Genomic DNA, 21822 nt, shown 5'->3' with positions numbered 1-21822 from the left:
TCGTCTGAAAACCATTTTCAGACGACCTTTCCTTATTTATTGAAATAAAACATCAAGCCTGTTTATTCCAACGTTCGATGGATTCTTTAATTACTTTTTTTGCTTCTTCCACATCACCCCAAGATTCAACTTTGGTTGTACCTGCTTTTTTCAGGTCTTTGTAGTGGTTGAAGTGAAATTCGATTTGCTTGATCAGCTGCTGCGGCAAATCGGCAAGGGTTTTGTAGGCGTTGCCGTTGTTGCGGTCGTCAGCGGGAACGCAGACGATTTTGTCGTCCACTTCGCCGTCATCGACAAACTTCATCACACCGATGACGCGCGCTTCCAAGAAGATGCCTGTCGCCAAAGGCTGTTCGGTAACCAGCAATACGTCCAATTCGTCGCCGTCTTCGTCCAAGGTTTGCGGGATGAAGCCGTAGTTGGTCGGCTTGGCGAAAATCGCGGGTTCGACGCGGTCAAGTTGGAATGCGCCGAGGCGGCGGTTCCATTCGATTTTGTGGTTGCTGCCGGCGGGAATTTCGTTGACGACGTTGATAATGCCGCCGTCCACATCGCCTGGAGTCAGGATTTTATTGAAGTCTGCCATTTTATTTCCTTTATTTGACGGAAGTTTGAACGGCGGAAGTATAGCAAACAAAAGACTCTCTGAAAATGCGGAAAAAGGTCGTCTGAAAACGCAATCGCTATTTTCAGACGACCTTTAAGCAATCAGGCTGGTTCTATTTCCCCAACCTTTTCCCCAATTCCAAAATAGCCCTTTTGTTCGACGGGGAAAACACTTTTTCCGCCGCTTCTTCTATGCCGAACCATCCGTAAGCGACGTGTTCGTCAGGCTGCAAAACAATCACCGTATCGCGCGGGATTTCGGCGGAAAAGATGTGTTCGCGGTTTTCAAACACGCCTTTGGGATAGCGGTGCCGCCAGTGGTGGTAAATTTCGTAAACCGTGCTGTCGTGCCAGTTGCAGAGCTGTCCGTCCGCAAGGCGGATGCCGGTTTCCTCCCAAACTTCGCGCTTGGCGGTTTCCTCTATGGTTTCGTCCGGCTCGATGCTGCCGGTTACCGACTGCCAAAAGCCTTGCGGCGAAGTGCGTTCGATTAGAAGGATATTGCCGTCGGCATCATGCAAAACCACCAACGCGGACACGGGATACTTCAAGGGCTTTGCCATCAATCGTCTCCGGCAGAGTCCATCGCGGGATCGGATTTGGTATCGCTGCGCGCCTGCATTCCCGCCTTGATCATAGCAATGCTGCTCGGCTCCAGTTCTTCATTCAAGATACGGACTTCGCGTTGCGGATAAGGGAACTCGATGTCGTGTTCGTTAAACTGCCGCCAAATATCCAGAAAAATCGCCGATTGCAGCGCGGCAAAGCCGTTTTCAGGATCTTTTACCCAATATGTCACGCGCAAATCAATACCGTTGTCGCCGAAATTGGTCACCACCGCCAAAGGAGCGGGATGTTTGGAAACACGCGGCTGTGCGGCGGCTGCACTTTTAATGATGTCCAGCGCCTTAATCAAGTCGGAATGATAGGCAACCTGTATATTGAACGCCTGCTGCAATTCGCGGCTGGTATAAGATTCGTTGACCACCATCGAGGTAACGAACGTCTCGTTCGGAATCAGCGCCTCCGTACCGTTGGCATCGCGCAGCACGACAAAACGCGAGGTAATTTTGGTGACATAGCCGGTAAAGTTATTGACCGTCAGACGGTCGTTCATGCGGATGGAGCGGTCGCCCAAAATGATGAAGCCTGAAATGTAGTTGCTCGCCACTTTTTGCAGGCCGAAACCGATACCGACACCCAACGCACCGCCGAACACCGACAATACCGTCAAATCAATCCCCACCAGCGGCAGCGCAATCAATACCGCCAAAACCATCATCACCGTTTTGATGATTTTGGACAAAATCATGGACAGATTATTGTCCAGGCTGCTTTTCTCCAAACGCTCGCCGATAAAGCGCGCCAGCCACGACGCGCCTATCATCAGGAGTCCGACCCACAAAATCCCGTTCAGAATCATCAACAGGCTCAGTTTGCCCGAACCGACCGAGAAGCTGATACCGTCGAGCATCGCCAAAATCTTATCATCCAAGCCCGACAGCCAAAGCACGAAGCCTACCCACAAAACCATGGAGACCGATTTTTCCAGCCAGTCGGTCAGCCTGTTCTGCGGCAAAGCAGCATGAACGACCGCCACGCTCACCCGAATCAGAATCATCCAGCGTGCCGCTAAAATCAGCAGATGCAGCCATACTGCCCGAAATTCCGTCAGGTTGCAGACAAACAAAGCCGCCGCACCGAAAATCATCATCAGCACCGGCCACAAAATCCGCCTGCCGATATGCCGCAATAGCGCGAAGTTACCTTGTTCCGCAAAGAAATAACGGTTTTTTAGTCGGTTTGACAGCCAAAACGTCGCCGCCATCAGCATCAATACGCCGACCAGCTCAATCCAGCCCGAAACCTGTCCGAAATTGCGCTCTACCAAGCTAGACGTAAACGCCTGACGCGCAAACAATTCATGCAAAATATTGTCCATCAGCCCTGTTTTTTCATTAAAAATCAAAGCAGCAATTATATAGCAGCCATAAAATTCCGCCACACTCGTTTGCCGAACAAAGGTCGTCTGAAAATATGGCGGATTCAAGTGAAGAACAAGACATCCCGTCTGCCCTACCCGACCTTACGTCAAACAAATTCAAAGCCGCTTCAAACAGATAGCCCAAACCGCCCTGCCTTACGCTTGCCAAAGCCGGACAAGAAAACTATAATCCGAAACTTATCGAGTCGGAGTGTGGCGCAGTCTGGTAGCGCACTTGCATGGGGTGCAAGGGGTCGAAGGTTCGAATCCTTTCACTCCGACCAAAAATTCAACAGCCCGGTCATTTTTGACCGGGCTGTTTTTTGTCTTTGCCTATTTCAAACTTTATATTCCAAGCGGTTCAACCCATCAAAAGGTCGTCTGAAAACCTGAATCCGAGTTTTCAGACGACCTTTTACCTTTTCTTCAGTTAATCAGCCCTCTGCCTTCGGCTCGGGAACGTCAAACACCTGACGCAGGTAGGCGAGGAAGGTGTTGTTGGTGGTCATCGTTTTGCCCGGAGAGTCGGAGAGTTTGGCGACGGACTGGCCGTTGCACTCGACGAGTTTCAAAACGATGTTCAGCGGGGTATGCCCCATATCGTTGGTGAGGTTGGTGCCGATACCGAAGCTGGTTTTAAAACGGTCTTTGAAATATTGGTGCAACGCCCACGAGCGTTCGATGTCCAGCCCGTCGGAGAAAGTCAGCATTTTGGTGCGGCTGTCAATTTTGAGTTTTTTATAGTGCGCATGTGCTTTGTCGCCCCATACATAGGGATCACCGCTGTCGTGGCGCAGACCGTCGAAGAGCTTGGCGAAATAGAGGTCGAAGTCGCGCAGGAAGGCGTCCATGCCGACCACGTCGGTTAATGCGATACCGAGGTCACCGCGGTATTCGTGTACCCAGCTTTCGAGGGCGGCTTTTTGGAAATTGCGCAGGCGCACGTCAAGGGCTTGGAAGGCTTGGAGAAACTCGTGCGCCATCGTGCCGATGGGGGTGATGCCGATTTTTTTAGCGAGATAAACGTTGCTGGTACCGCGCACGATGTCGGGTGCGGCTTCAAGCAGGGTGCGGATGACGTGTTCCTGCCAGTCGAGGGTGTAGCGGCGGCGGGTACCGAAGTCGGAGATGAGGAATGGCGGATCGTCGGGATTTTGCGCGGCGGAGATTTCTTTGAGGCGTTGCGCTTTGGCTTGGAGGCGGCGTTCGCCTTCTTCAATGACGGCGGGAGTTTCGAGACGGCGGAAGTAGAGTTCGTTGACGATGGCGAGGATGAAGATTTCAAAGAACATCGCCTGAATCATGGGGCCTTCGATGCGGATGTTCAGACGACCTTCATTGTCGGGGCTGACTTTGACGAAGCGGCGTTGGAGTTGGAAGAGTTCGAGATAGTCGACAAAGTCGCTTTTGATGAAGCGCAGGCTGCGCAGGTAGTCGAGTTCGTCGTGGGTGAAGCGCAGTTGGCAGAGTGCGTCGAGCTCTCGTTCCAAGTCGCTTTGGATGTCGGCAAGCGGGTAAACCATGTCTTTGTTGCGACAGCGGAACTCATAAAGGCTGTGGGTTTGGGGGAATTGGTGCAGTATCACCTGAAGCATGGTGAACTTGTACAGGTCGGTGTCGAGCAGGGAGCGGATAACGGGCGTTTGAGGTGCGGTCATGGCTTTTCTCTCGTTCAGCGTAAATGTAAAGCATTATTAGAACACGGTTAGACGGGCGGGTGTTACTTTTTTTGGTTGGAGAAGCGTTGAAAAGGTCGTCTGAAATCTTTCAGACGACCTTTGTTTTGTGATTTAAGCCTTATGTTTTTTCTTGAGCGCGGCGTTCAGGATGCACCCTAAAATAAAGCCGACGGTTGCGGGCAGCAGCCAGCCCAGTCCGACGTTGTAAAGCGGCAGTGCGCCGTTGATGGCAGAGAACCAGCTTTCCCCCGCCTGTTGTCCGAGATAAGCGGGGAAAATCAGATTGCCCGCACCGAAAAACAAAGCGAACAACATCAAACCGACCGCCCACAGCGAGGCTTTACGGTTGAACGGGGAAACACTGTTCATAAATTCGTACCTGTTTGTTTATAGTGGATTAACTTTAAACCGGTACGGCGTCGCCTTAGCTCAAAGAGAACGATTCTCTAAGGTGCTGAAGCACCAAGTGAATCGGTTCCGTACTATCTGTACTGTCTGTGGCTTCGTCGCCTTGTCCTAATTTAAAGTCAATCCACTATATAAAGGGCAGTTGATGGAAATGGGTATGGGTTTGCCAAGCGTGAAATCATCATGCCGTTTCGCCTTCAACGTCGGCGGCGGGGTCGTCTGAAATGCCCTCTTCCGCTTCCGGGCGTTCTAAATTTTCCTGTTTCAGGCTGATTTCGATTTCGCCGTAGCTGTCCGGCTGGACGATGCGGACCAAACCTTCTTTGGCAAGCTCCAAGAGCGCGATGAAATTGACGACCACATACGCCGCGCCCTGCTCCGGTTTGAACAAATCGCTGAATTTGCATATCCCGCTCTCGTTCAGACGACGTAAAACCGCCGTCATCTGCGCGCGCACGGAAATGGTTTCCTGAATCACTTCATGGCTGCGCGTATGTTTCGCCCGCGACAAAATGCCCAGCCACGCCTGCGTCAAATCGGCGACATACACCTCCGGCAGCTTCGCTTCGACCGCGATTTCCAACGGCAGATACGCCCAAGCAAAATCCCGTCCCGCGCGCGGCAACGCATCCAAACCCTGCGCCGCCAGCTTCATCTGTTCGTAAGCCAAAAGGCGGCGCACCAGCTCGGCACGCGGGTCCGCCTCTTCATCCTCGACCTCTTCGGGACGCGGCAGCAGCAGGCGCGATTTGATTTCAATCAGCATCGCCGCCATCAAAAGATATTCCGCCGCCAAATCAAACTGATACGCTTCCATTTGGGCGATATAGTGCAGATATTGCTCGGTAATCTTCACCATCGGAATATCGAGAACGTCGATATTCTGTTTGCGGATAAGGTAAAGCAGCAAATCCAACGGCCCTTGGAAGCTGCTTAAGACAACCTTCAACGCATCGGGCGGAATAAACAAATCCTGCGGCAAATCGGTTACGGGTTGGCCGAATACCCACGCGACAGTGTGTTCAGACGACGTTGCCGCAGCGGAAGAGATAAGGTGTTCTGAAGGCATGATTAGAGGAGCTTTTTCTTATTAGGTTTGATGGGTGGTTAATCAATAACGGGGTCGTCTGAAAACGCAGCGGGCTTCGCCCAAACGAGTGCGGCAAAACAAAAATCAGCCTTTTTTGCGTTGGCTTTTCAAAGAAGCGATGGCAATGGCAAGCGTTTGCGCCGACGCCATGCCCAGCAGCGGCAAAACGGCGAAAAACGAACCGATCAGTACCGTAACGGCATCACGGGAAAACACAAAGCCATCGCGCACCAGCATCGCAATTATCCAAGCCAATAGCAGCAGCCACTCGCAGCCGACCAAAAACCAAATCATCCCGACCGAGCAGCGTTTGCGCCACTTCATGATGGCAGCGTGCAAAAGGCTGAATATCGGAACGGACAGGAAAGGATAAAGGAAATTGGTAAACGGCCGCTGAGAGCCGTCCTGAAAACACAAATAATCTCCCGACTGCATGTCGCATCCCATTTCGCCAAACATCGGATCGACGGCATACATCAACACGCCGAACCACACCGCATAAATCAAGCTGGCGATAAAATAGGTTTTAAAAAATCGGTTCCTCTCACTTCCGTCCCGCAATATGTTCTACCGCCGCCTGCGCACAATACAGCCCAAACGAAGCCGTCACCAGCATACTCGCCCCATAGCCCGCGCAGGACAGCCCTTGCGGCGCAGTATCGGTCGAACACGCTTCGCCCGATTGCGGCGGCGTAATGTTTTCAGTCGAGAACACACACGGCACGCGCATTTTTTCTTTGGTATCGCGGCTGAAGCCGTAGCGTTTGCGCAAGGTGTAGCGCAGGTTGGCAAGCAGCGGGTCGTGGGTAACGCGGCTCAAATCGGCGGTTTGAATCAACGCCGGATTTTTCTGTCCGCCCGCGCCGCCGCTCAGGATAAACGGCTGTTTGTGTTGCACAAAATAAGCCGCCATCGCCGCCTTGACGCGCACTTGGTCTATCGCGTCGATCACAAAGTCGAAAGGTCGTCTGAAAAGCGTTTCCAGATTGTCTTCCGTCACAAAATCCTCGATTTCCTCCACTTCGCATTTCGGATTGATTTGGGCAATGCGTTCGCGCAACGCCGTTACCTTCGCCTTGCCGAAATCGTCGGTCAGCGCATGAAGCTGGCGGTTGACATTGGACTCGGCGACGTTGTCCAAATCAATCAAGGTCAAACGACCGATGCCCGTCCGCGCCAAAGCCTCCACCGCCCAAGAACCTACCCCGCCCACGCCGACCACGCAGACGTGCGCGCGCGAAAACCGCGCCAGTGCTTCATCTCCGTAGAGTCTGGCAATACCGCCGAAACGGCGCGAAGGAAGAAAAACGGTGTCGTTCATACCCAACCTTGTGATATATCAATAAATGAATGAAAATCAACGCAAAACGCTGCGGACGAATGCGACACATATTATACTGGAAAGCAGACGGGCTGTTGCAGCAGCCCGAAAGAGTCTATAATCGTTTCATATCGGACCCTTCCCAACCGCATGAAACAAAGTGCCGCCTGCGGCGCAAAAGGAGAATGAACTATGTACAAACATCTGGTTGTAGCCGTTGACGGCAGCGAAACTTCCCTCAACGCCCTGAAACACGCCGCCGAGTTGGCAAGCGTCAACAACGCCCGCCTGACTTTGGTACACGTCGCCAACCCCGCCGAATATATGGCGCTCGCCCCCGAATTCCTGCAACACGAAAGCTACGAGGCCGCCGCCGTCGCCCAAGGCAACGAAGTTTTGGACTTCGCTGAAAAAACCGCCCGCGAAAACGGCGTGGAAAACATTGTCAAACACCTGCTGGTCGCCAACAAAGGCGCACGCGAAATGGCGCAGGATTTGGTCGATTACGCCGATGAAAACGGCGCCGACCTGCTGGTACTCGGCACACACGGCCGCACCGGCCTGATGCACCTCCTGATGGGCAGCTTCGCCGAAACCGTTATGCGCCAAAGCCACCTGCCGCTTCTGATTATCCGCAGCAAAGCGGAAGAAGCGTAAGGGTTTGCCCTATTGAAGAAGGTCGTCTGAAATCTCAAACTAAGATTTTCAGACGACCTTCTTTCATCTTATTTCAAATAGGTTTTACGAATTATTGATTATAATCATGAACTTCGTAATATCATTCACCTATACCAATAAATAACTTCTTCCCAAAACCAACCCATAACAAAAAAGTCGTCTGAAAACCAAAATCCGGTTTTCAGACGACCTTTGTTTTGATTGGGCTTACTTGATTGGGCTTACTTAGGTGCAGCCAAGATGCCTGTCAGGTTCAGCAGGAACAAAACCGTAAATCCGGTCAGGTAAATCAAGCCGAGGATGGCGAGGAGGTCCATACCTGCCGTCAGTTTGTGGCGTTTGTCGCCTTTAACGAGGCGGTAGTTCAGCCAAGCGAACACGGGGGCAGAAACGAAGGCGGTAATCATGGCGAATTTGAGCAGCTCCGCCATCGCGCTGTTGAACCAGAAAATCACTGCCAAGCCCGTACCTGCGACCCAAATGTTCCAGGTAAACAGTTCGATGTTGCCCGTTTTGTCTTTGCCGCGCAGCAGGCGTACCGGCTCGGCAATCGCGCGCGCGTAGCCGTCCACTACGGTAATCGTTGTGCCGTACATACAGGCGAAGGCGATGAATGCGACCATCGGTCGCGACCAGTCGCCGATGGTGACGGCGTACATATTAATCAGTTGACCGACGTATTTTCCGCCTGCCATTTGCACTGCCTCCCCGTTGCCGTACTGCACATACGCGCCCAAGGCGAGGAAGACGACCGCCAACACTGCGCTGGTGATGTAGCCGACGTTGAAGTCGAAAATACCGTCGCGGTAGCTGGAAGGATTGATGCGTTGTTTTTCAGTAACCCACAAAGAGTTGATGGCCGAAATTTCAATCGGCGCAGGCATCCAGCCCATCAGCGCGATGAGGAAGCCCAAGCCTGCCAGTGTCCATGGGGTAGGCTCGATAAAGTCGGGTTTCATCTGCATGCCGCGCGACATGGCGATGGCGGCGGCGGCAACTGTGGCAATCGTCAGGCTGACGATGATGATTTTGGAAACGTTGTCCAAGGCTTTGTAGCGTCCGCTTGCCAGGATAATCAGGCAGGAAGCCATAATCAGCGCGGAAATTGCGCCGACATTCAGCGTCAGCGAAGGAATCGCCATTTTTACAATGGCGGCGGTCACGATGGCGACCGCACCCGCGTTAATCGTTGCCGAGATAACGCACAAAATCAGGAATACCCACAAATAAACGCGGCTTTTCTCCGCATAGCCTTCAATCAGGCTTTTGCCCGTATCCAGCGTGTAATGCGCGCTGAAACGGAAAAACGGATATTTGAAGAGGTTGGTCAAAATGATAATCAACGCAAGCTGCCAGCCGTAAAGCGCGCCCGCCTGCGTCGAGGCAATCAGGTGCGAACCGCCGACCGCCGCCGAAGCCATCATGATTCCGGGCCCCAGCGCATTGATTTTGCTTTTCCAAGTCGAAGCGTGTGTATGTTGTTCAGACATCATTCTCTCCGTCTTTTTTCAGACGACCTTCACAAAAAAAGGCGTATTTTAACGTAAATCAAGAGATTATCTAACAGACATTTCGGATATTTCATGCCGGAACATGTTAAAAATAAGCTGTACCGAATCGAAAATCTCCAATCATCAGCATTTTATGGTCGGGGAACTTTTTTAAACGACCTTGTATCGCTTTTTATATTAAATCCGAACTGAGACCGAAAAACAACACTATCATCTGTATATGATTTAAAGCTGCGTATTGGAAAAAAGCTTTCCGGCTTGTACAACAGCCTTTTTCAATAATCTAAATATCTGAATGTTATAGATAAAAAAATAAATTTAATAATTTCATTAAGATAAATTTTCAACTTATTGGATTTTTTCAACCAGAATAACCCTTCCCGAAAATTTCTTAGTACAGCTTTGCATATCAGCATATTGTATATTTTTTGCGAAGGGATAAAATATGCTCTGCTTTCAAAGCAAAGATGGCGCCGGGTAGTCCACGCCACACATCAATCTTTTTTATGGAGTAATACCAGATGAAATTCTTATCTGCCGCTATTGTAGCCGTACTGACCGCCGGTGTTTCCATGACTGCCGCTGCCGCTCCTGCCGGCTACGTTCCTTACAAATGCGACAACGGTAAAAAACTGAATGTCGTTTACGAATTTGACCGCAGTGGCAAAGCAGTAGGCGCGTCCGCAAATGCAGCCGGCAAAGTAATCAGCCTGCGCGTTGATAAAAGCCACTCTGACAGCACCGGTACAACCTTCACCAACAAACGCGGTTTTTCTATGTCTGCGGGTTACATCGATCGCAACACCCACACAACCTCTGAAGTTGTGGGTGTAACCGACTCACGCAACCGCTTCATCGTGAAAAACTGCGAACCCGTCAACATCGACCGTTAATAACGGAACGATTTGAGATTTAAAACAGGTCGTCTGAAACCTAAAAAAGGTTTCAGACGACCTTTCGTTTTATCTGTCCTTTCAAAATCTCCCAATCCGATTTCAGCTACTTATCCGATCGTGTAAAATAAGCAAATTTCGGATGGATTCAGCACAGTCGGCGTATCGTCAAGCTAAGCTTTTTTGAGTTTTAAATTTAATGGATGAGAACATTATTATTCTGTAACGATAAAATTAAAAACATCATGACGCCCTATAACACTTTGAACATCAAAATAAGAGAACATATCTCATAAGCAATTAAAAGCAATTAAAAGCAATTAAAATAGACCATCAATCGTCTGAACGACAACCATACCTGGCCGAAACCCTGCACCTTGGCTATACTCTTTCAGACGACCTTTCCGCACCTTCATCATGGAACAACCCGATTTCTTCCCCATCCCCAGCCCCTGCATCGGCGTATGCGAAGCCAACGAAAAGGGCTATTGCAAAGGTTGCCTGCGCAGTCGTGAAGAGAGATTGTATTGGCAGCAGATGACGGACGATCAAAAACACCAAGTCATGCGCCTGCTGCATATGCGCAAAACCAAAATCCGCAACAAAAAACTCGATTTGCTGAGACAACAGGACGAATGGGAAGAAATACAGCAGGACAATTTGTTTGACGACAACTTTGTCCCGGAAACTTAAAACGAGAAAGAGGTTCTCCTTGTCCTTCGCAATAAAAGGTCGTCTGAACCCAAGCAGCAGATTTTGGTTTGCTTTTAGGTTTTCAGACGACCTTTCCCGCCTTAAAATACATCCCCTCAAATACAACTATACCCCGTCCGCACACCATGCCCGTCAAAATCCAAACCCGCCCCGTCAACCAAAACGTCCTCGATGATTTACTCACCGCCGGCGCCGACCCTTTAATCGCCCGGCTGTGCGCCTCGCGCGACGTACAGAGTCCCGCCGAATTGGACGACAAACTCGCCGGCCTTCTGCCTTATCAATCGCTGATGAATTGCGAAGCCGCCGCCCGCCGTCTGGCGGATGCCATCGAGCGCAAGGAAAAAATCCTGATTGTCGCCGACTACGATGCCGACGGCGCAACCGCGTGTTCCGTCGGCATGAGCGGCTTGGCGGCGATGGGCGCGGCGGTGGATTTCCTCGTACCCAACCGCTTCGAACACGGCTACGGCTTAACGCCCGAGCTTGCCGAAATCGCCGCCGCGCAAGGCGTGGATTTGCTGATTACGGTTGACAACGGCATCGCCAGCATCGCAGGCGTGGCGCGGGCGCAGGAATTGGGTTTGGACGTGATCGTTACCGACCACCACCTGCCCGCCGAAACCGTACCCGACTGCAACATCGTCAATCCGAACCAAAAAGGCTGCGGCTTCCCCAGCAAAAGTCTGGCGGGCGTAGGCGTGATTTTTTATGTATTGATGGCGTTGCGTGCCGAATTGCGCCGCCGCAATTATTTTTCAGACGACCTTAGAGAACCAAATCTGGGCGAACTTTTGGATTTGGTCGCACTCGGCACCGTCGCCGACGTCGTCCCCCTCGACCACAACAACCGTATCCTCGTCTCGCAAGGTTTGAAACGGATGCGTTCCGGCAAAATGCGTCCCGGTATCCGCGCCCTGTTTGAAGTGGCGCGGCGCGACTGGCGCAAAGCGCAGCCTTTTGATATGGGTTTTGCACTGGGGCCGCGCATCAACGCCGCCGGACGGCTGGACGATATGTCGGTCGGCATCGCCTGCCTGTTGGCGCGCGACGACGCTGAAGCGCAGGCATTGGCGGCGCAGTTGAACGACCTCAATATCGAACGCCGCGAAATCGAGCAGTCCATGCTGCAAGATGCGCTGAACGCCTTTCCCGAAACCCTGCCTTCGGGTCAGACAACTTTGGTCGCCTACCGCGACGACTTTCATCAAGGCGTGGTCGGCATCGTCGCCAGCCGCCTCAAAGACCGCTTCTACCGCCCGACCATCGTGTTCGCCCCGGCGGACAACGGCGAAGTGCGCGGCTCGGGGCGTTCCATTCCCAACCTGCACTTGCGCGACGCTTTGGATTTGGTGTCCAAACGCCATCCCGATTTGATTTTGAAATTCGGCGGACACGCGATGGCGGCGGGCTTGAGCATACTCGAACACAACATTCCCGCGTTTCAGACGGCCTTTGAAGAAGCCGTGCGCGAAATGGTGTGCGAAGACGACTTGTCGCAAACCTTCATCACCGACGGCAGCCTGAAAGCCTGCGACATCACGTTGGAACAGGCGCAAAACCTCGCCCGCCATGTTTGGGGACAAGGCTTCGCGCCGCCGAGCTTTACCGACGAGTTTCACGTCATCCGCCAGCAACCTTTGGGCGCGGAGGGCAAGCACAAAAAAGTCTGGCTGCAAAAAGACGGCTACGAATTTGAAGCCATGTTTTGGCGGTGCAGCGAAGACATCCCCGAATACATCCGCACGGTTTACCGCCCCGTGGCAAACGAGTGGCGCAATCAGATGGAATTGCAGCTTTACATCGATTATTGGGAAGCGGCTTAAGGCTTGCGAAAGATAAAAAGGTCGTCTGAAACTGAAGATCAGGTTTCAGACGACCTTTGTTGCTTGTGAAGCTCAGTTCAACCTATTTTTTCAAAATATATTTGCGTACGGCGGCATTGTGTTCTTCCAGATTATGGCTGAACTGACTCAAGCCGGTGCCGTCCATTTTGGAGACGAAATAGAGGTATTTCTCATTCGACGGATGCGCCGCGGCATGAAGTGCGGCTTTACTCGGCAGGGCGATGGGGGTCGGGGTTAAGCCGCTGTGTGTGTAGGTGTTATACGGCGTATCGCGCTGGAGGTCGGCTTTGCGGATTTTGCCTTTATACGCGCTGCCCATGCCGTAAATCACGGTCGGGTCGGTCTGCAGGCGCATGCCGATGTTAAGGCGGTTGACGAATACGGAAGCAACATGGGCGCGGTCGTCTTCGTGGGCGGTTTCTTTTTCAATCAGGCTCGCCATAATGAGCATTTCATACGGATTTTTGTAGGGCAATCTGCTTTGGCGATCTTCCCAAGCATCTTTCAGACGACGTTGCATGGTTTGATAAGCGGTTTGGTAGATTTGCAAATCACTGCTGCCTGCGTCGATTTCATAGCTGTCGGGGAAGAACTGGCCTTCGGGATTGCTGCTGAGCGCGTCGGGGGCAATTGCCTGCATGAGTTCCGCATCGCTCCAGCCGCGTGTTTTGTGTTCGATGTCGGGGGTGTTGTCGATGATTTTACGCATCGTGGCAAAACGTGAGCCCTCGACGATTTGAACGGTAACGGCATCGGGTCTGCCGCTGCGGATTTTCTGCAAAACGCCCCATGCGGAAATATTGGAAGGAAGGCGGTACGAGCCTGCTTTGAGTTTGTTGTGTGTGCCTGTTATATAAGCGGCTGCTACCAATACATGGCGGTTATATACGATACCATCCCGGGCAAGGTTGCGGCTGACGGAAGAGATGCCTTGGTTTTTGGCAATTTTGATGCGGTATGCTTTGCCGTTGTCTTTGGGAACGAACAGCAAGGCGGCGAACACGGCGGCAACGGCAACAAAAAATACCGCAAACCATTTCAACATTTTTTTCAGCATGGTAGGATTTTTGATTTGTGAACGTCGTGCGACAGTATAACCGAAATGCGCGCCCTCTTCCCCGCGCACGCGCCCGACGTATGTTTTTTCCGCCTCAGTGGTCGTCTGAAATAAAGGGTCGTCTGAATATGAATCTTCCGTCCGAATGCCAAGACATTGACTGGCAACAAGGCTGGTGGCAGCCTGTGCGCCGCGCGTTTTCTCCGAACTTCGAGCCGCGGGCAGAATCAGAAGCCGTGTCGCTGGTGGTTTTACACAATATTTCGCTGCCGCCTTTCGAATATGGGACGGGCGCGGTGGAAAAACTGTTTACCAACCGCATCGACCCCGATGAACATCCGTTTTTCAGCGTCATCCACACCTTGCGCGTTTCCAGCCACTTTTTGATTACCCGCGAGGGCGAGGCGGTGCAGTTCGTTTCTTGCGACGATATGGCGTACCACGCGGGCGTGTCGTCGTTTCGCAGACGTGAAAAGTGCAACGCGTTTTCGGTCGGTATCGAATTGGAAGGCTGCGATTTCGAGCCGTTTGCCGAGGCGCAATATCAAACGCTGGAAACCCTGCTGCACGCGTTGGTCGGGCATTACCCCATCACTGCCGTTACTGGTCATCAGGACATCGCCCCAGACCGCAAAACCGACCCCGGCCACTTTTTCGACTGGCAAAGATTGCAGGCGGCGGGTTTTCCGGTTGTCCGTTAATCGCTCAAAAATGCCATATAGCATTTTTCAGACGACCCAGCCCGATTTTGGGCTATCATTCACGGCATTTGCTGTCAGAAAAGTTTATTTTCGTTATAATTGAATGTTCATACGGGACAATCCGTGTCCGACTCCGACGAACTTACTCGCGGCAATACGATTCCGCATACCGCCCAAAGGCAAACCGCCCTGGGCAACGAAGACGGAATGCCGCTCTTACAAAAAGTGATTACCCATGATTTTCATCGTCTTAGGCTTGGCAGTCATCCTTGCCGTCATCGCCTACAATATGTACCAAGAAAACCAATACCGCAAACAGGTGCGCGAGCAGTTCGGCCACTCCGACAAAGACGCGCTCCTGAACAGTAAAACCAGCCATGTGCGCGACGGTAAAGAATCCGGCGGCAAAGGCCTGTTCGTCAAAAAAGCGAACAAAGCCCAAGAAGCCGCGCTGCGCAATCTGCAAGAACAAGACGAAATCTTCGCCGCCAAAGCCAAACTCGCCAAACCTTCCGCCATCAAAACCGATGTCGAGTTGGCGATTGAAGACGACTTTACCGACGAGCCGGTACAGCATACCGTCATCGGACTGAACAACGAAATCACCACCCAAGCCGCCAGCGACGAGCCGGTCAACCTGCCGTCCGCCGCCAACCAGCCTTTGGTCAGCTTGGACGAATTGTCTCAAGTCGAATTGCCGTGGTTTGACCCGCGCTTCGACTACCTCGCCTACATCGCCCTCTCCGAAGCGCAAGAGCTGCACGCCCTGCCCCGCCTGTCCAACCGCCACCGTTTCCAAATCATCGGCTGCACCATGGACGACCGCTTCCAAGTTGCCGAACCGATTCCGAGCGTGTATTACCAAGGTTTCGTCGTCGGCCTGCAAGCAGTCAGCCGCAACGGTTTGGCAACCCAAGAAGAATTGCAACAGTTCAACCAACAAGTTGACACCTTTGCCCAACTGATGGGCGGCAAAGTCCTCCACACCGATTTGGCGGCATTTACCGAAGTTGCGCAGGCATTGGACACCTTCTGCGCCCGCGTCGATCAAACCATCGCCATCCACTTGGTTTCACACAGCAACATCAGCGGCGTCGAACTGCGCGCTTCTGTTGAAAACCTCGGCTTCGTATTGGGCGAAGACGGCGCATTCCACTACACCGGACAAACCGGCAGCCCGATGTTTGCCATCCACAGCCTCACAGGCGACGCGTTTACCAACGCCCTTTTGGACAACCAGTCCTACAAAGGCTTCAGCATGCTGCTCGACATCCCGCACGCGCCTGCCGGCGAAAAAACCTTCGACCTCTTCATGGACTTGGCGGTACGCCTCTCCGGTCAGTTGGGCTTGGATTTGGTCAACGACAAAATGGAAGAAGTTTCTACCCAATGGCTCAAAGACATTCGCAATTACGTCTTGGCGCGTCAGGAAGAAATGGTCAAAGTCGGCATCAAACCGGGCAGCAAACAAGCCCTGCGCCTGTTCTCCTAAAATCGAATGTAATCAAAGCGGATATGTCGTTACGGCATATCCGCTTTTTTTCGGGTAAAATTCAACTGTTTTCAACCTATCCTTTTTCAGACGACCTTTGACCGTCCCATCCCGTATCAGACAAAGGTCGTCTGAAACCTTCTCTCATGAATCCAAACTCAAAACATAACACTAACCTTACCAATCTTCTTAAACCGTCTGATAGTGATATAAAACAATTTGCCGCACAACACATCCGCCACCTCACCGACCTCCTCAACCGCTACGCCTACGAATACTACACCCTCGACGCGCCCAGCGTACCCGATGCCGAATACGACAAATTATTCCGCGAACTCGAAGCGTTGGAACGAAACCATCCCGAGCTCAAGCTGCCCGACAGCCCGACCCAGCGCGTCGGCGGCGAGCCTTTGGCGGGATTTGCCGAAGTGCGCCACGAAGTACCGATGCTGTCGCTGACCAATGCCTTTTCCCCGCAAGATGAAAACGGCGTGTTCGACCATGCCGAAATGTACGCTTTCGACCAACGCGTGCGCGACGGTTTGGACGGTGGCAATCCCGAATACGTTATCGAACCCAAATTCGACGGCCTCGCCATCAGCCTGCTCTACCGCGACGGCGTATTGGTGCAGGCGGCGACGCGCGGCGACGGCACGACCGGCGAAGACGTTACCCAAAACGTCAAAACCGTCGCCAACATCCCCCTGCGGCTGCACGGCGATAATCCGCCCGAACTCATCGAAGTGCGCGGCGAAGTGCTGATGCTCAAAGCCGATTTCGCCGCCCTCAATAAACGACAAGCCGAAAACGGGCAAAAACCCTTTGCCAACCCGCGCAACGCCGCCGCCGGCAGCCTGCGCCAACTCGATTCGCGCATCACCGCGCAACGCAAACTGCACTTTTTTCCCTACTCAATCGCCCGCCAGCAAGGCGGTTTCGTCGCAGAAGAACACATCCAAGAACTCGCCTATTTCCAAGAACTCGGCTTCAGCCTGCCCGACGGCAATTTCGACCGTTTTCTGAATATCGACGAAGTATTGGCGTTTTACGAACAAATGCAGCAAAAACGCCCCGAACTGCCCTACGAAATCGACGGCATGGTCGTCAAAGTCAACAGCTTGGCGCAACAGCGCGAACTCGGCTTCATCTCCCGCGCGCCGCGCTGGGCGATTGCCCACAAATTCCCCGCCGAAGAAGCCCTGACCGTCGTTGAAGCCATAGACGTGCAAATCGGGCGCACCGGCGCCGTTACCCCCGTCGCCCGCCTACAACCCGTATTCGTCGGCGGCGTAACCGTCACCAACGCCACCCTGCACAATCAGGACGAAGTATCGCGCAAAGACGTGCGCGTCGGCGATACCGTCGTCGTGCGCCGCGCCGGAGACGTGATTCCCGAAGTCGTGCGCGTGATTTTCGAACGCCGCCCGATGCAGGAAACCGCTGTTGCCGTTTCAGACGACCTCAAACATCAACAAGACGACTTGTTTGCCGAAACACCATCCGCCAACCAAACCCAATCCGTTCCGCTCCACAAGCCCTACCGCCTGCCAACCCACTGTCCCATCTGCCGCAGCGAAATCGAACGCGAAGAAGGTGAAGCCGTCGCCCGATGCAGCGGCGGTATGCTTTGTCAGGCGCAACGCGCGCAAGGTTTAATCCACTTCGCCTCGCGCAAAGCCATGGACATCGACGGACTCGGTCAAAAACAAATCGAGCAACTTGTCGCCCAAGACCTCGTCCGCCATTTCGCCGACCTCTACCGCCTCGACATCCCGACCTTACAAAAAATGAAGGAAACGGCGGATAAAAGGTCGTCTGAAAACGAAAATGGCGACGCAGAAACGGTTTCAGGCGACCTGTCTGAATCCAACATCCCAAACGGCAAAAAACAACCGACCAAGTGGGCGGAAAACATCCTTGCAGGCATAGAAGCCAGCAAAACGCCCGAACTCGCCCGCTTCCTGTTCGCGCTCGGCATCCGCCACGTCGGCGAACGCACCGCAAAAACACTGGCGCAAGCATTCGGCACGTTGGAACACGTCCGCCGCGCCCCCGAACCCATCCTCGCCTGCCTGCCCGACATCGGCACCGTCGTCGCCCGCTCCATCGCCCACTTCTTCTCCCAAGACGCGCAGCAGGCGATGATAGACGAGCTGCTTGCCGCAGGCGTTGCCCCGCAAACCCAAGCCGTTACCATCCCGCCCGCCCGCCACGCCGAGCCGCAACGCTGGATTGCCCGCCTGCCCGGTTTCAAAATCAGCGAAAACAAAGCCCAAGCCTTGTGGGAACTCGCCGGCAAAAGCATAGAAGGCCTGCAAACCGACAAAGCCCTCCCCGCCGACTGGCAAGCATGGCGCAGCGAGACACAAAACGCCGCCCTGCTCGAAAACCTGAAAACCTTCTTCGCCCAAACGTCGTCTGAAAACCAAGAAGCAACGATTTCAGACGACGTCAACAAAGCCGTAGCAGGCAAAACCTTTGTGTTAACCGGCACCCTGCCCACCCTCAAACGCGACCAGGCCCAAGCCTTGATCGAAGCAGCAGGCGGCAAAGTTTCCGGCAGCGTGTCCAAAAAAACCGACTACGTCGTCGCCGGAGAAGCCACCGGCAGCAAGCTGGAAAAAGCCAATGCCTTGGGTGTCGCGGTATTGAGCGAAGAAGAACTTTTGGCAATGCTGGGCTGAATACCCGCCAAACATACCGCAGATTAAACTAGGAAATCCCCGCATCACAATTCCCCCATATGCGGAAACAACGGCATGGATATTGCTGATTCGGATTTATAAAATAAGGTCGTCTGAAAATTTTCAGACGACCTTATGAGTACAAAAAAAGGAAAAATAATCATGACAAACCAAAGTAAGCCTGGCTGGTTATTATGGGTATTAGGCGGATTTGCTTTTTTATTTTTTGCTGTTGCCTTAACATTTTATTATTTGAAATTTAATATATCACCTATGTTTTGTAATTACTTCACATGGGAAGATTTCATTAATAATTCACATAAAAACTCCCTCATATTAGACAATTTCCTAGCCAAGCTTTCTAATGATCCTGCCACATGGGGAACATTCGGTGACTACCTGGGCGGTACGCTGAACCCCATCATCAGCTTTCTAGCCCTTATCGGCCTGCTCTATACCATTCATCAACAAGCGCAGGAAATGAAAGCGACGCGCGAAGAATTGAAACAGGCGGCAGAACAGCAACGCCAACAGGTAGAACAACAAAGCCGCCAGTCAGAGATTTTTAATCTACAACAGTTTGAATCGACGTTTTTTTCTTTGCTGGAGCAGCATAATAAAGCTATTGAAAGGATTAACGTAGAATCAATATATAAATCATTACACTATATTTATACTAACAAAATTGACATAATTACTACATATAAACCATCAAAAGAATTAAGTAATAGCCTTGCAATAAAAACCATTAACCAACATTACGAGCTCAAAAGCTATTTCAATCTTTTATTCCAAATTCTAAAGTTTATATCAATCAGCCTGTCAAAAAATAGTGAATCAAACAATAGAGAAGATTCCAAAATTACCATCAAAGACTTTTATTCAGATAGCAAAATATCTAGAGACAAAATAAGCCAAAAATATATTAACCCTCAAGAAAGAATGTATAGCGACATTCTTCGTTCTTTCATTCCTAGTATAATTTTAAAATTACTGGCTTTAAACTGCCTGACAATTGATAAATTTTCACAAGATAATGAATTAGACACTCTTTACAACTTTCAAGGTTTATTAAACCGATATACTCTACTGGAGCAATTACAATTAGTCTTTACAGACATCAACGAAATAAATAAGTTCTATCTTTCTAATGGTGACGACGCTATACACTTTCTTATTTTAACTAGCCATGCAGATATAGCTCCTGCTTTCGGGAACAACAAAATATTTGATAAATCAAAAGCTGTTTTTAACTATAAATTTAATTATTGGCTAACAGTAAAAACAAAATCCTTACACGACAAACAAGATGAATTACGGAATATCAAAATAAAAATTATTAGAATAAAATCTATATCATACGAAGAATATGAAATGTTAAATACTTATGAAAAATTAGAACTACTTCGTTTACCTGAAGGAAAAGGTTGCTACTACCAACCAGGCAACAATTTCAACGCATGGAAACAAGATTTCCTCAAGAGACTAGAAGAAGAAAAAGAATATTATGAAGAAAAAATTAACGAAACTAATGCTGAGTTAAAACGAATAGAAGAAAACAAAAAAGCATGGTCAGAATTTCTGCAAATTGAAGACAATAAAGCAATCTATTCAATAGATTGAATCTAATCAGTCCTATCTATAAGGTCGTCTGAAAATTTTCAGACGACCTTTATTTATTCCATTATCCATACAAAACCAATCCACACCGTTCAAAGTAATCATGAACTAACTGATACCGACCGCACCACTCTTATCAATATCCCCATCTTTACCCACAACGATCAATATCATGCTGACTTACACCCTCAGCGTCCGGCTGGATGCGCCGCTCGAACCGATATTCCGCTACTGCACTTCCCGACACGGATTTGCCTGTCAGTTTCCGTTTGACGTGCAATGGCTGTCGGAAAAGGAATACTGGGCGCGGGGAGATATTTTGGATTTCAGATACAGAGTTTGCGGGATTTGGTTGCGGCATCGTGCCGAAATCATTTCGCTTGAGCCGAACCAATCGTTTACCGACCTGATGTTGAACGGGATTTACCGCTCCTTCCGCCATACGCATGAATTCAAATCTTCCGGAGGGCGTACCTGCGTGACGGATACGGTGGAATTTACTTTCAGACTGGGAAAAATGATTGACCGGCTAATCGGATTGCCGACCTTGCGTCGGACATTTAAAAAACGCCACCGTTTATTGAAAGAATGGGCTGCCCAATGGGCTGATTATGCTGAAGATGCTACAAGTTAAAGGCATGGAAAAAGCCGTCTGAAATTTTTTCAGACGACCTTGAGTTCTGTTTAAAAATAGTCTCGGTATCAATCAGATGGCGTGCGAACAGCCGGACACCATTTTTTTGAGAGTTTGCGAGTCAAGGATTTTAATGTGTTTGTGTTCGACCGAAATCAAACCTTCATGATGGAACTTGGACAGCGTGCGGCTGACGGTTTCCAGTTTCAGCCCTAAATAGCTGCCGATTTCTTCGCGCGACATCCGCAGGATGAAATCGTTGGCGGCAAATCCGCGCGAGTAAAGGCGTTGGGACAAGTTCAGCAAAAACGCCGCCAGACGTTCTTCGGCGCGCATATTGCCCAAAAGCAGCATCACACCTTGGTCACGCACGATTTCGCGGCTCATCAATCTGAAAAAATGGCTTCTCAGGCTGGGGATGTTGTGTCCCAGCTCTTCGATGTGGGTGAAGGGCAGCTCACACACTTCGCTGTCTTCCAAAGCCACCGCGTCGCAGCTGTGGACATGGGAACAAATGCCGTCCATGCCGATGAGTTCGCCGGACATAAAAAAGCCGGTAACCTGATCGCGACCGTCCTGACTGGCAACCGTGGTTTTGAAAAAACCGGCACGGATGGCAAACAGCGACGCGAAAGGCTCACCGGTGCGGAACAGATATTCACCCTTCTTCAAGCGGCGGCTCTGTCGGATGACCGCGTCCAATTGTGCAAACTCATTGGGCAAAAGCCCGACAGGCAGGCAGAGTTCACGCAGCGAACAGGAAGAACACAGGGTTTTCATCTGATGCATAGCATTGTGTGTGGTCATAAAACACCCTTAAAATTAAGGTTTTTATCCTGTCATGATTACGTAAGTTATTGACACATATCAAGACAGGTTTATCATACTGTGGCATTCTACCAA

At 51.2% G+C, this 21822-nt stretch carries 19 protein-coding genes, 1 tRNA gene and 1 pseudogene; 10 read left to right on the top strand and 11 right to left on the bottom strand.

Going from position 1 to position 21822, the window contains the following annotated elements:
- Window positions 1-52: 52 nt before the first annotated feature.
- The 3 genes from HMPREF2907_RS04685 to HMPREF2907_RS04675 form a co-directional block, all read right to left on the bottom strand.
- The gene (locus HMPREF2907_RS04685) at window positions 53-586 is read right to left on the bottom strand and encodes an inorganic diphosphatase (protein ID WP_003741020.1); all 534 of its coding nucleotides are present in this window, start codon (window positions 584-586) and stop codon (window positions 53-55) included.
- Window positions 587-719: 133 nt separating this feature from the next.
- Window positions 720-1169 (bottom strand): dihydroneopterin triphosphate diphosphatase, encoded by a 450-nt coding sequence (nudB, locus tag HMPREF2907_RS04680; RefSeq protein ID WP_070680559.1) that lies wholly within the window; start codon window positions 1167-1169, stop codon window positions 720-722.
- On the bottom strand, window positions 1169-2548 hold the full coding sequence (locus HMPREF2907_RS04675) for a mechanosensitive ion channel family protein (protein ID WP_070680906.1): 1380 nt from the start codon (window positions 2546-2548) through the stop codon (window positions 1169-1171). The genes nudB and HMPREF2907_RS04675 overlap by 1 nt, the downstream gene beginning before the upstream one ends.
- A 249-nt stretch (window positions 2549-2797) precedes the next feature.
- Here HMPREF2907_RS04675 and HMPREF2907_RS04670 point away from each other — a divergent pair.
- Window positions 2798-2874, top strand: a tRNA-Pro gene (locus HMPREF2907_RS04670).
- 150 nt (window positions 2875-3024) lie between these two features.
- On the opposite strand, the gene pncB is transcribed toward HMPREF2907_RS04670, so the two are convergent.
- The 5 genes and pseudogenes from pncB to HMPREF2907_RS04645 form a co-directional block, all read right to left on the bottom strand.
- Entirely contained in the window at window positions 3025-4248 is a 1224-nt protein-coding gene (gene pncB / locus HMPREF2907_RS04665; protein WP_070680555.1) for a nicotinate phosphoribosyltransferase, read from the bottom strand.
- 183 nt (window positions 4249-4431) lie between these two features.
- A pseudogene (locus HMPREF2907_RS12480) lies at window positions 4432-4638 on the bottom strand (branched-chain amino acid transport system II carrier protein); the annotation flags it as partial.
- 220 nt (window positions 4639-4858) lie between these two features.
- Window positions 4859-5746: a segregation and condensation protein A gene (locus tag HMPREF2907_RS04655; protein WP_070680548.1), complete on the bottom strand. Its 888-nt coding sequence runs from the start codon at window positions 5744-5746 to the stop codon at window positions 4859-4861.
- Between the two features lie 105 nt (window positions 5747-5851).
- On the bottom strand, window positions 5852-6274 hold the full coding sequence (locus HMPREF2907_RS04650; protein WP_318259014.1) for a hypothetical protein: 423 nt from the start codon (window positions 6272-6274) through the stop codon (window positions 5852-5854).
- Window positions 6275-6311: 37 nt separating this feature from the next.
- Window positions 6312-7088 (bottom strand): tRNA threonylcarbamoyladenosine dehydratase, encoded by a 777-nt coding sequence (locus HMPREF2907_RS04645; protein ID WP_070680542.1) that lies wholly within the window; start codon window positions 7086-7088, stop codon window positions 6312-6314.
- Window positions 7089-7280: 192 nt separating this feature from the next.
- Here HMPREF2907_RS04645 and HMPREF2907_RS04640 point away from each other — a divergent pair, with 192 nt between their 5' ends.
- On the top strand, window positions 7281-7745 hold the full coding sequence (locus tag HMPREF2907_RS04640; protein WP_003755397.1) for a universal stress protein: 465 nt from the start codon (window positions 7281-7283) through the stop codon (window positions 7743-7745).
- Between the two features lie 242 nt (window positions 7746-7987).
- Here HMPREF2907_RS04640 and HMPREF2907_RS04635 read toward each other — a convergent pair whose 3' ends face one another.
- Complete coding sequence (locus HMPREF2907_RS04635) at window positions 7988-9256, bottom strand: Nramp family divalent metal transporter (protein WP_070680903.1); 1269 nt, start codon at window positions 9254-9256, stop codon at window positions 7988-7990.
- A gap of 542 nt (window positions 9257-9798) precedes the next feature.
- On the opposite strand from HMPREF2907_RS04635, the gene HMPREF2907_RS04630 reads away from it, so the two are divergent.
- The 3 genes from HMPREF2907_RS04630 to recJ all read left to right on the top strand — a co-directional run bounded on the left by HMPREF2907_RS04630 (window position 9799) and on the right by recJ (window position 12710).
- Window positions 9799-10170: an ACP-like domain-containing protein gene (locus HMPREF2907_RS04630; protein ID WP_070680538.1), complete on the top strand. Its 372-nt coding sequence runs from the start codon at window positions 9799-9801 to the stop codon at window positions 10168-10170.
- Between the two features lie 417 nt (window positions 10171-10587).
- The gene (locus tag HMPREF2907_RS04625; RefSeq protein WP_039406570.1) at window positions 10588-10863 is read left to right on the top strand and encodes a DUF1289 domain-containing protein; all 276 of its coding nucleotides are present in this window, start codon (window positions 10588-10590) and stop codon (window positions 10861-10863) included.
- A 146-nt stretch (window positions 10864-11009) separates the two neighbouring features.
- Window positions 11010-12710 (top strand): single-stranded-DNA-specific exonuclease RecJ, encoded by a 1701-nt coding sequence (gene recJ, locus HMPREF2907_RS04620; RefSeq protein WP_070680535.1) that lies wholly within the window; start codon window positions 11010-11012, stop codon window positions 12708-12710.
- Between the two features lie 82 nt (window positions 12711-12792).
- Here the strand turns inward: recJ and mltG are convergent, their stop codons facing one another.
- Window positions 12793-13788 carry an endolytic transglycosylase MltG gene (gene mltG, locus HMPREF2907_RS04615; RefSeq protein WP_070680900.1) on the bottom strand — a complete coding sequence of 332 codons (996 nt, stop codon included), beginning with the start codon at window positions 13786-13788 and terminating at the stop codon, window positions 12793-12795.
- 128 nt (window positions 13789-13916) lie between these two features.
- Here mltG and ampD point away from each other — a divergent pair, with 128 nt between their 5' ends.
- From ampD to HMPREF2907_RS04590, 5 genes are all read left to right on the top strand, one after another.
- The gene (ampD, locus tag HMPREF2907_RS04610) at window positions 13917-14489 is read left to right on the top strand and encodes a 1,6-anhydro-N-acetylmuramyl-L-alanine amidase AmpD (RefSeq protein ID WP_070680533.1); all 573 of its coding nucleotides are present in this window, start codon (window positions 13917-13919) and stop codon (window positions 14487-14489) included.
- Between the two features lie 235 nt (window positions 14490-14724).
- Window positions 14725-15981, top strand: coding sequence for a cell division protein ZipA C-terminal FtsZ-binding domain-containing protein (locus HMPREF2907_RS04605; protein ID WP_003760219.1), 1257 nt, complete (start codon window positions 14725-14727; stop codon window positions 15979-15981).
- Between the two features lie 146 nt (window positions 15982-16127).
- Entirely contained in the window at window positions 16128-18665 is a 2538-nt protein-coding gene (ligA, locus tag HMPREF2907_RS04600; RefSeq protein WP_070680531.1) for an NAD-dependent DNA ligase LigA, read from the top strand.
- Window positions 18666-18827: 162 nt separating this feature from the next.
- On the top strand, window positions 18828-20288 hold the full coding sequence (locus tag HMPREF2907_RS04595; RefSeq protein WP_070680528.1) for a putative phage abortive infection protein: 1461 nt from the start codon (window positions 18828-18830) through the stop codon (window positions 20286-20288).
- Window positions 20289-20457: 169 nt separating this feature from the next.
- Window positions 20458-20919, top strand: coding sequence for an SRPBCC family protein (locus HMPREF2907_RS04590; RefSeq protein ID WP_070680525.1), 462 nt, complete (start codon window positions 20458-20460; stop codon window positions 20917-20919).
- A 72-nt stretch (window positions 20920-20991) separates the two neighbouring features.
- On the opposite strand, the gene fnr is transcribed toward HMPREF2907_RS04590, so the two are convergent.
- Window positions 20992-21726 carry a fumarate/nitrate reduction transcriptional regulator Fnr gene (fnr, locus tag HMPREF2907_RS04585; protein ID WP_070680523.1) on the bottom strand — a complete coding sequence of 245 codons (735 nt, stop codon included), beginning with the start codon at window positions 21724-21726 and terminating at the stop codon, window positions 20992-20994.
- Between the last annotated feature and the right edge of the window lie 96 nt (window positions 21727-21822).

Origin of the sequence: Neisseria sp. HMSC055H02 (assembly GCF_001813335.1) — a bacterium.
In the GTDB taxonomy this organism is placed as follows: domain Bacteria; phylum Pseudomonadota; class Gammaproteobacteria; order Burkholderiales; family Neisseriaceae; genus Neisseria; species Neisseria sicca_C.
This window is presented reverse-complemented; position numbering and strand designations above follow the sequence as displayed.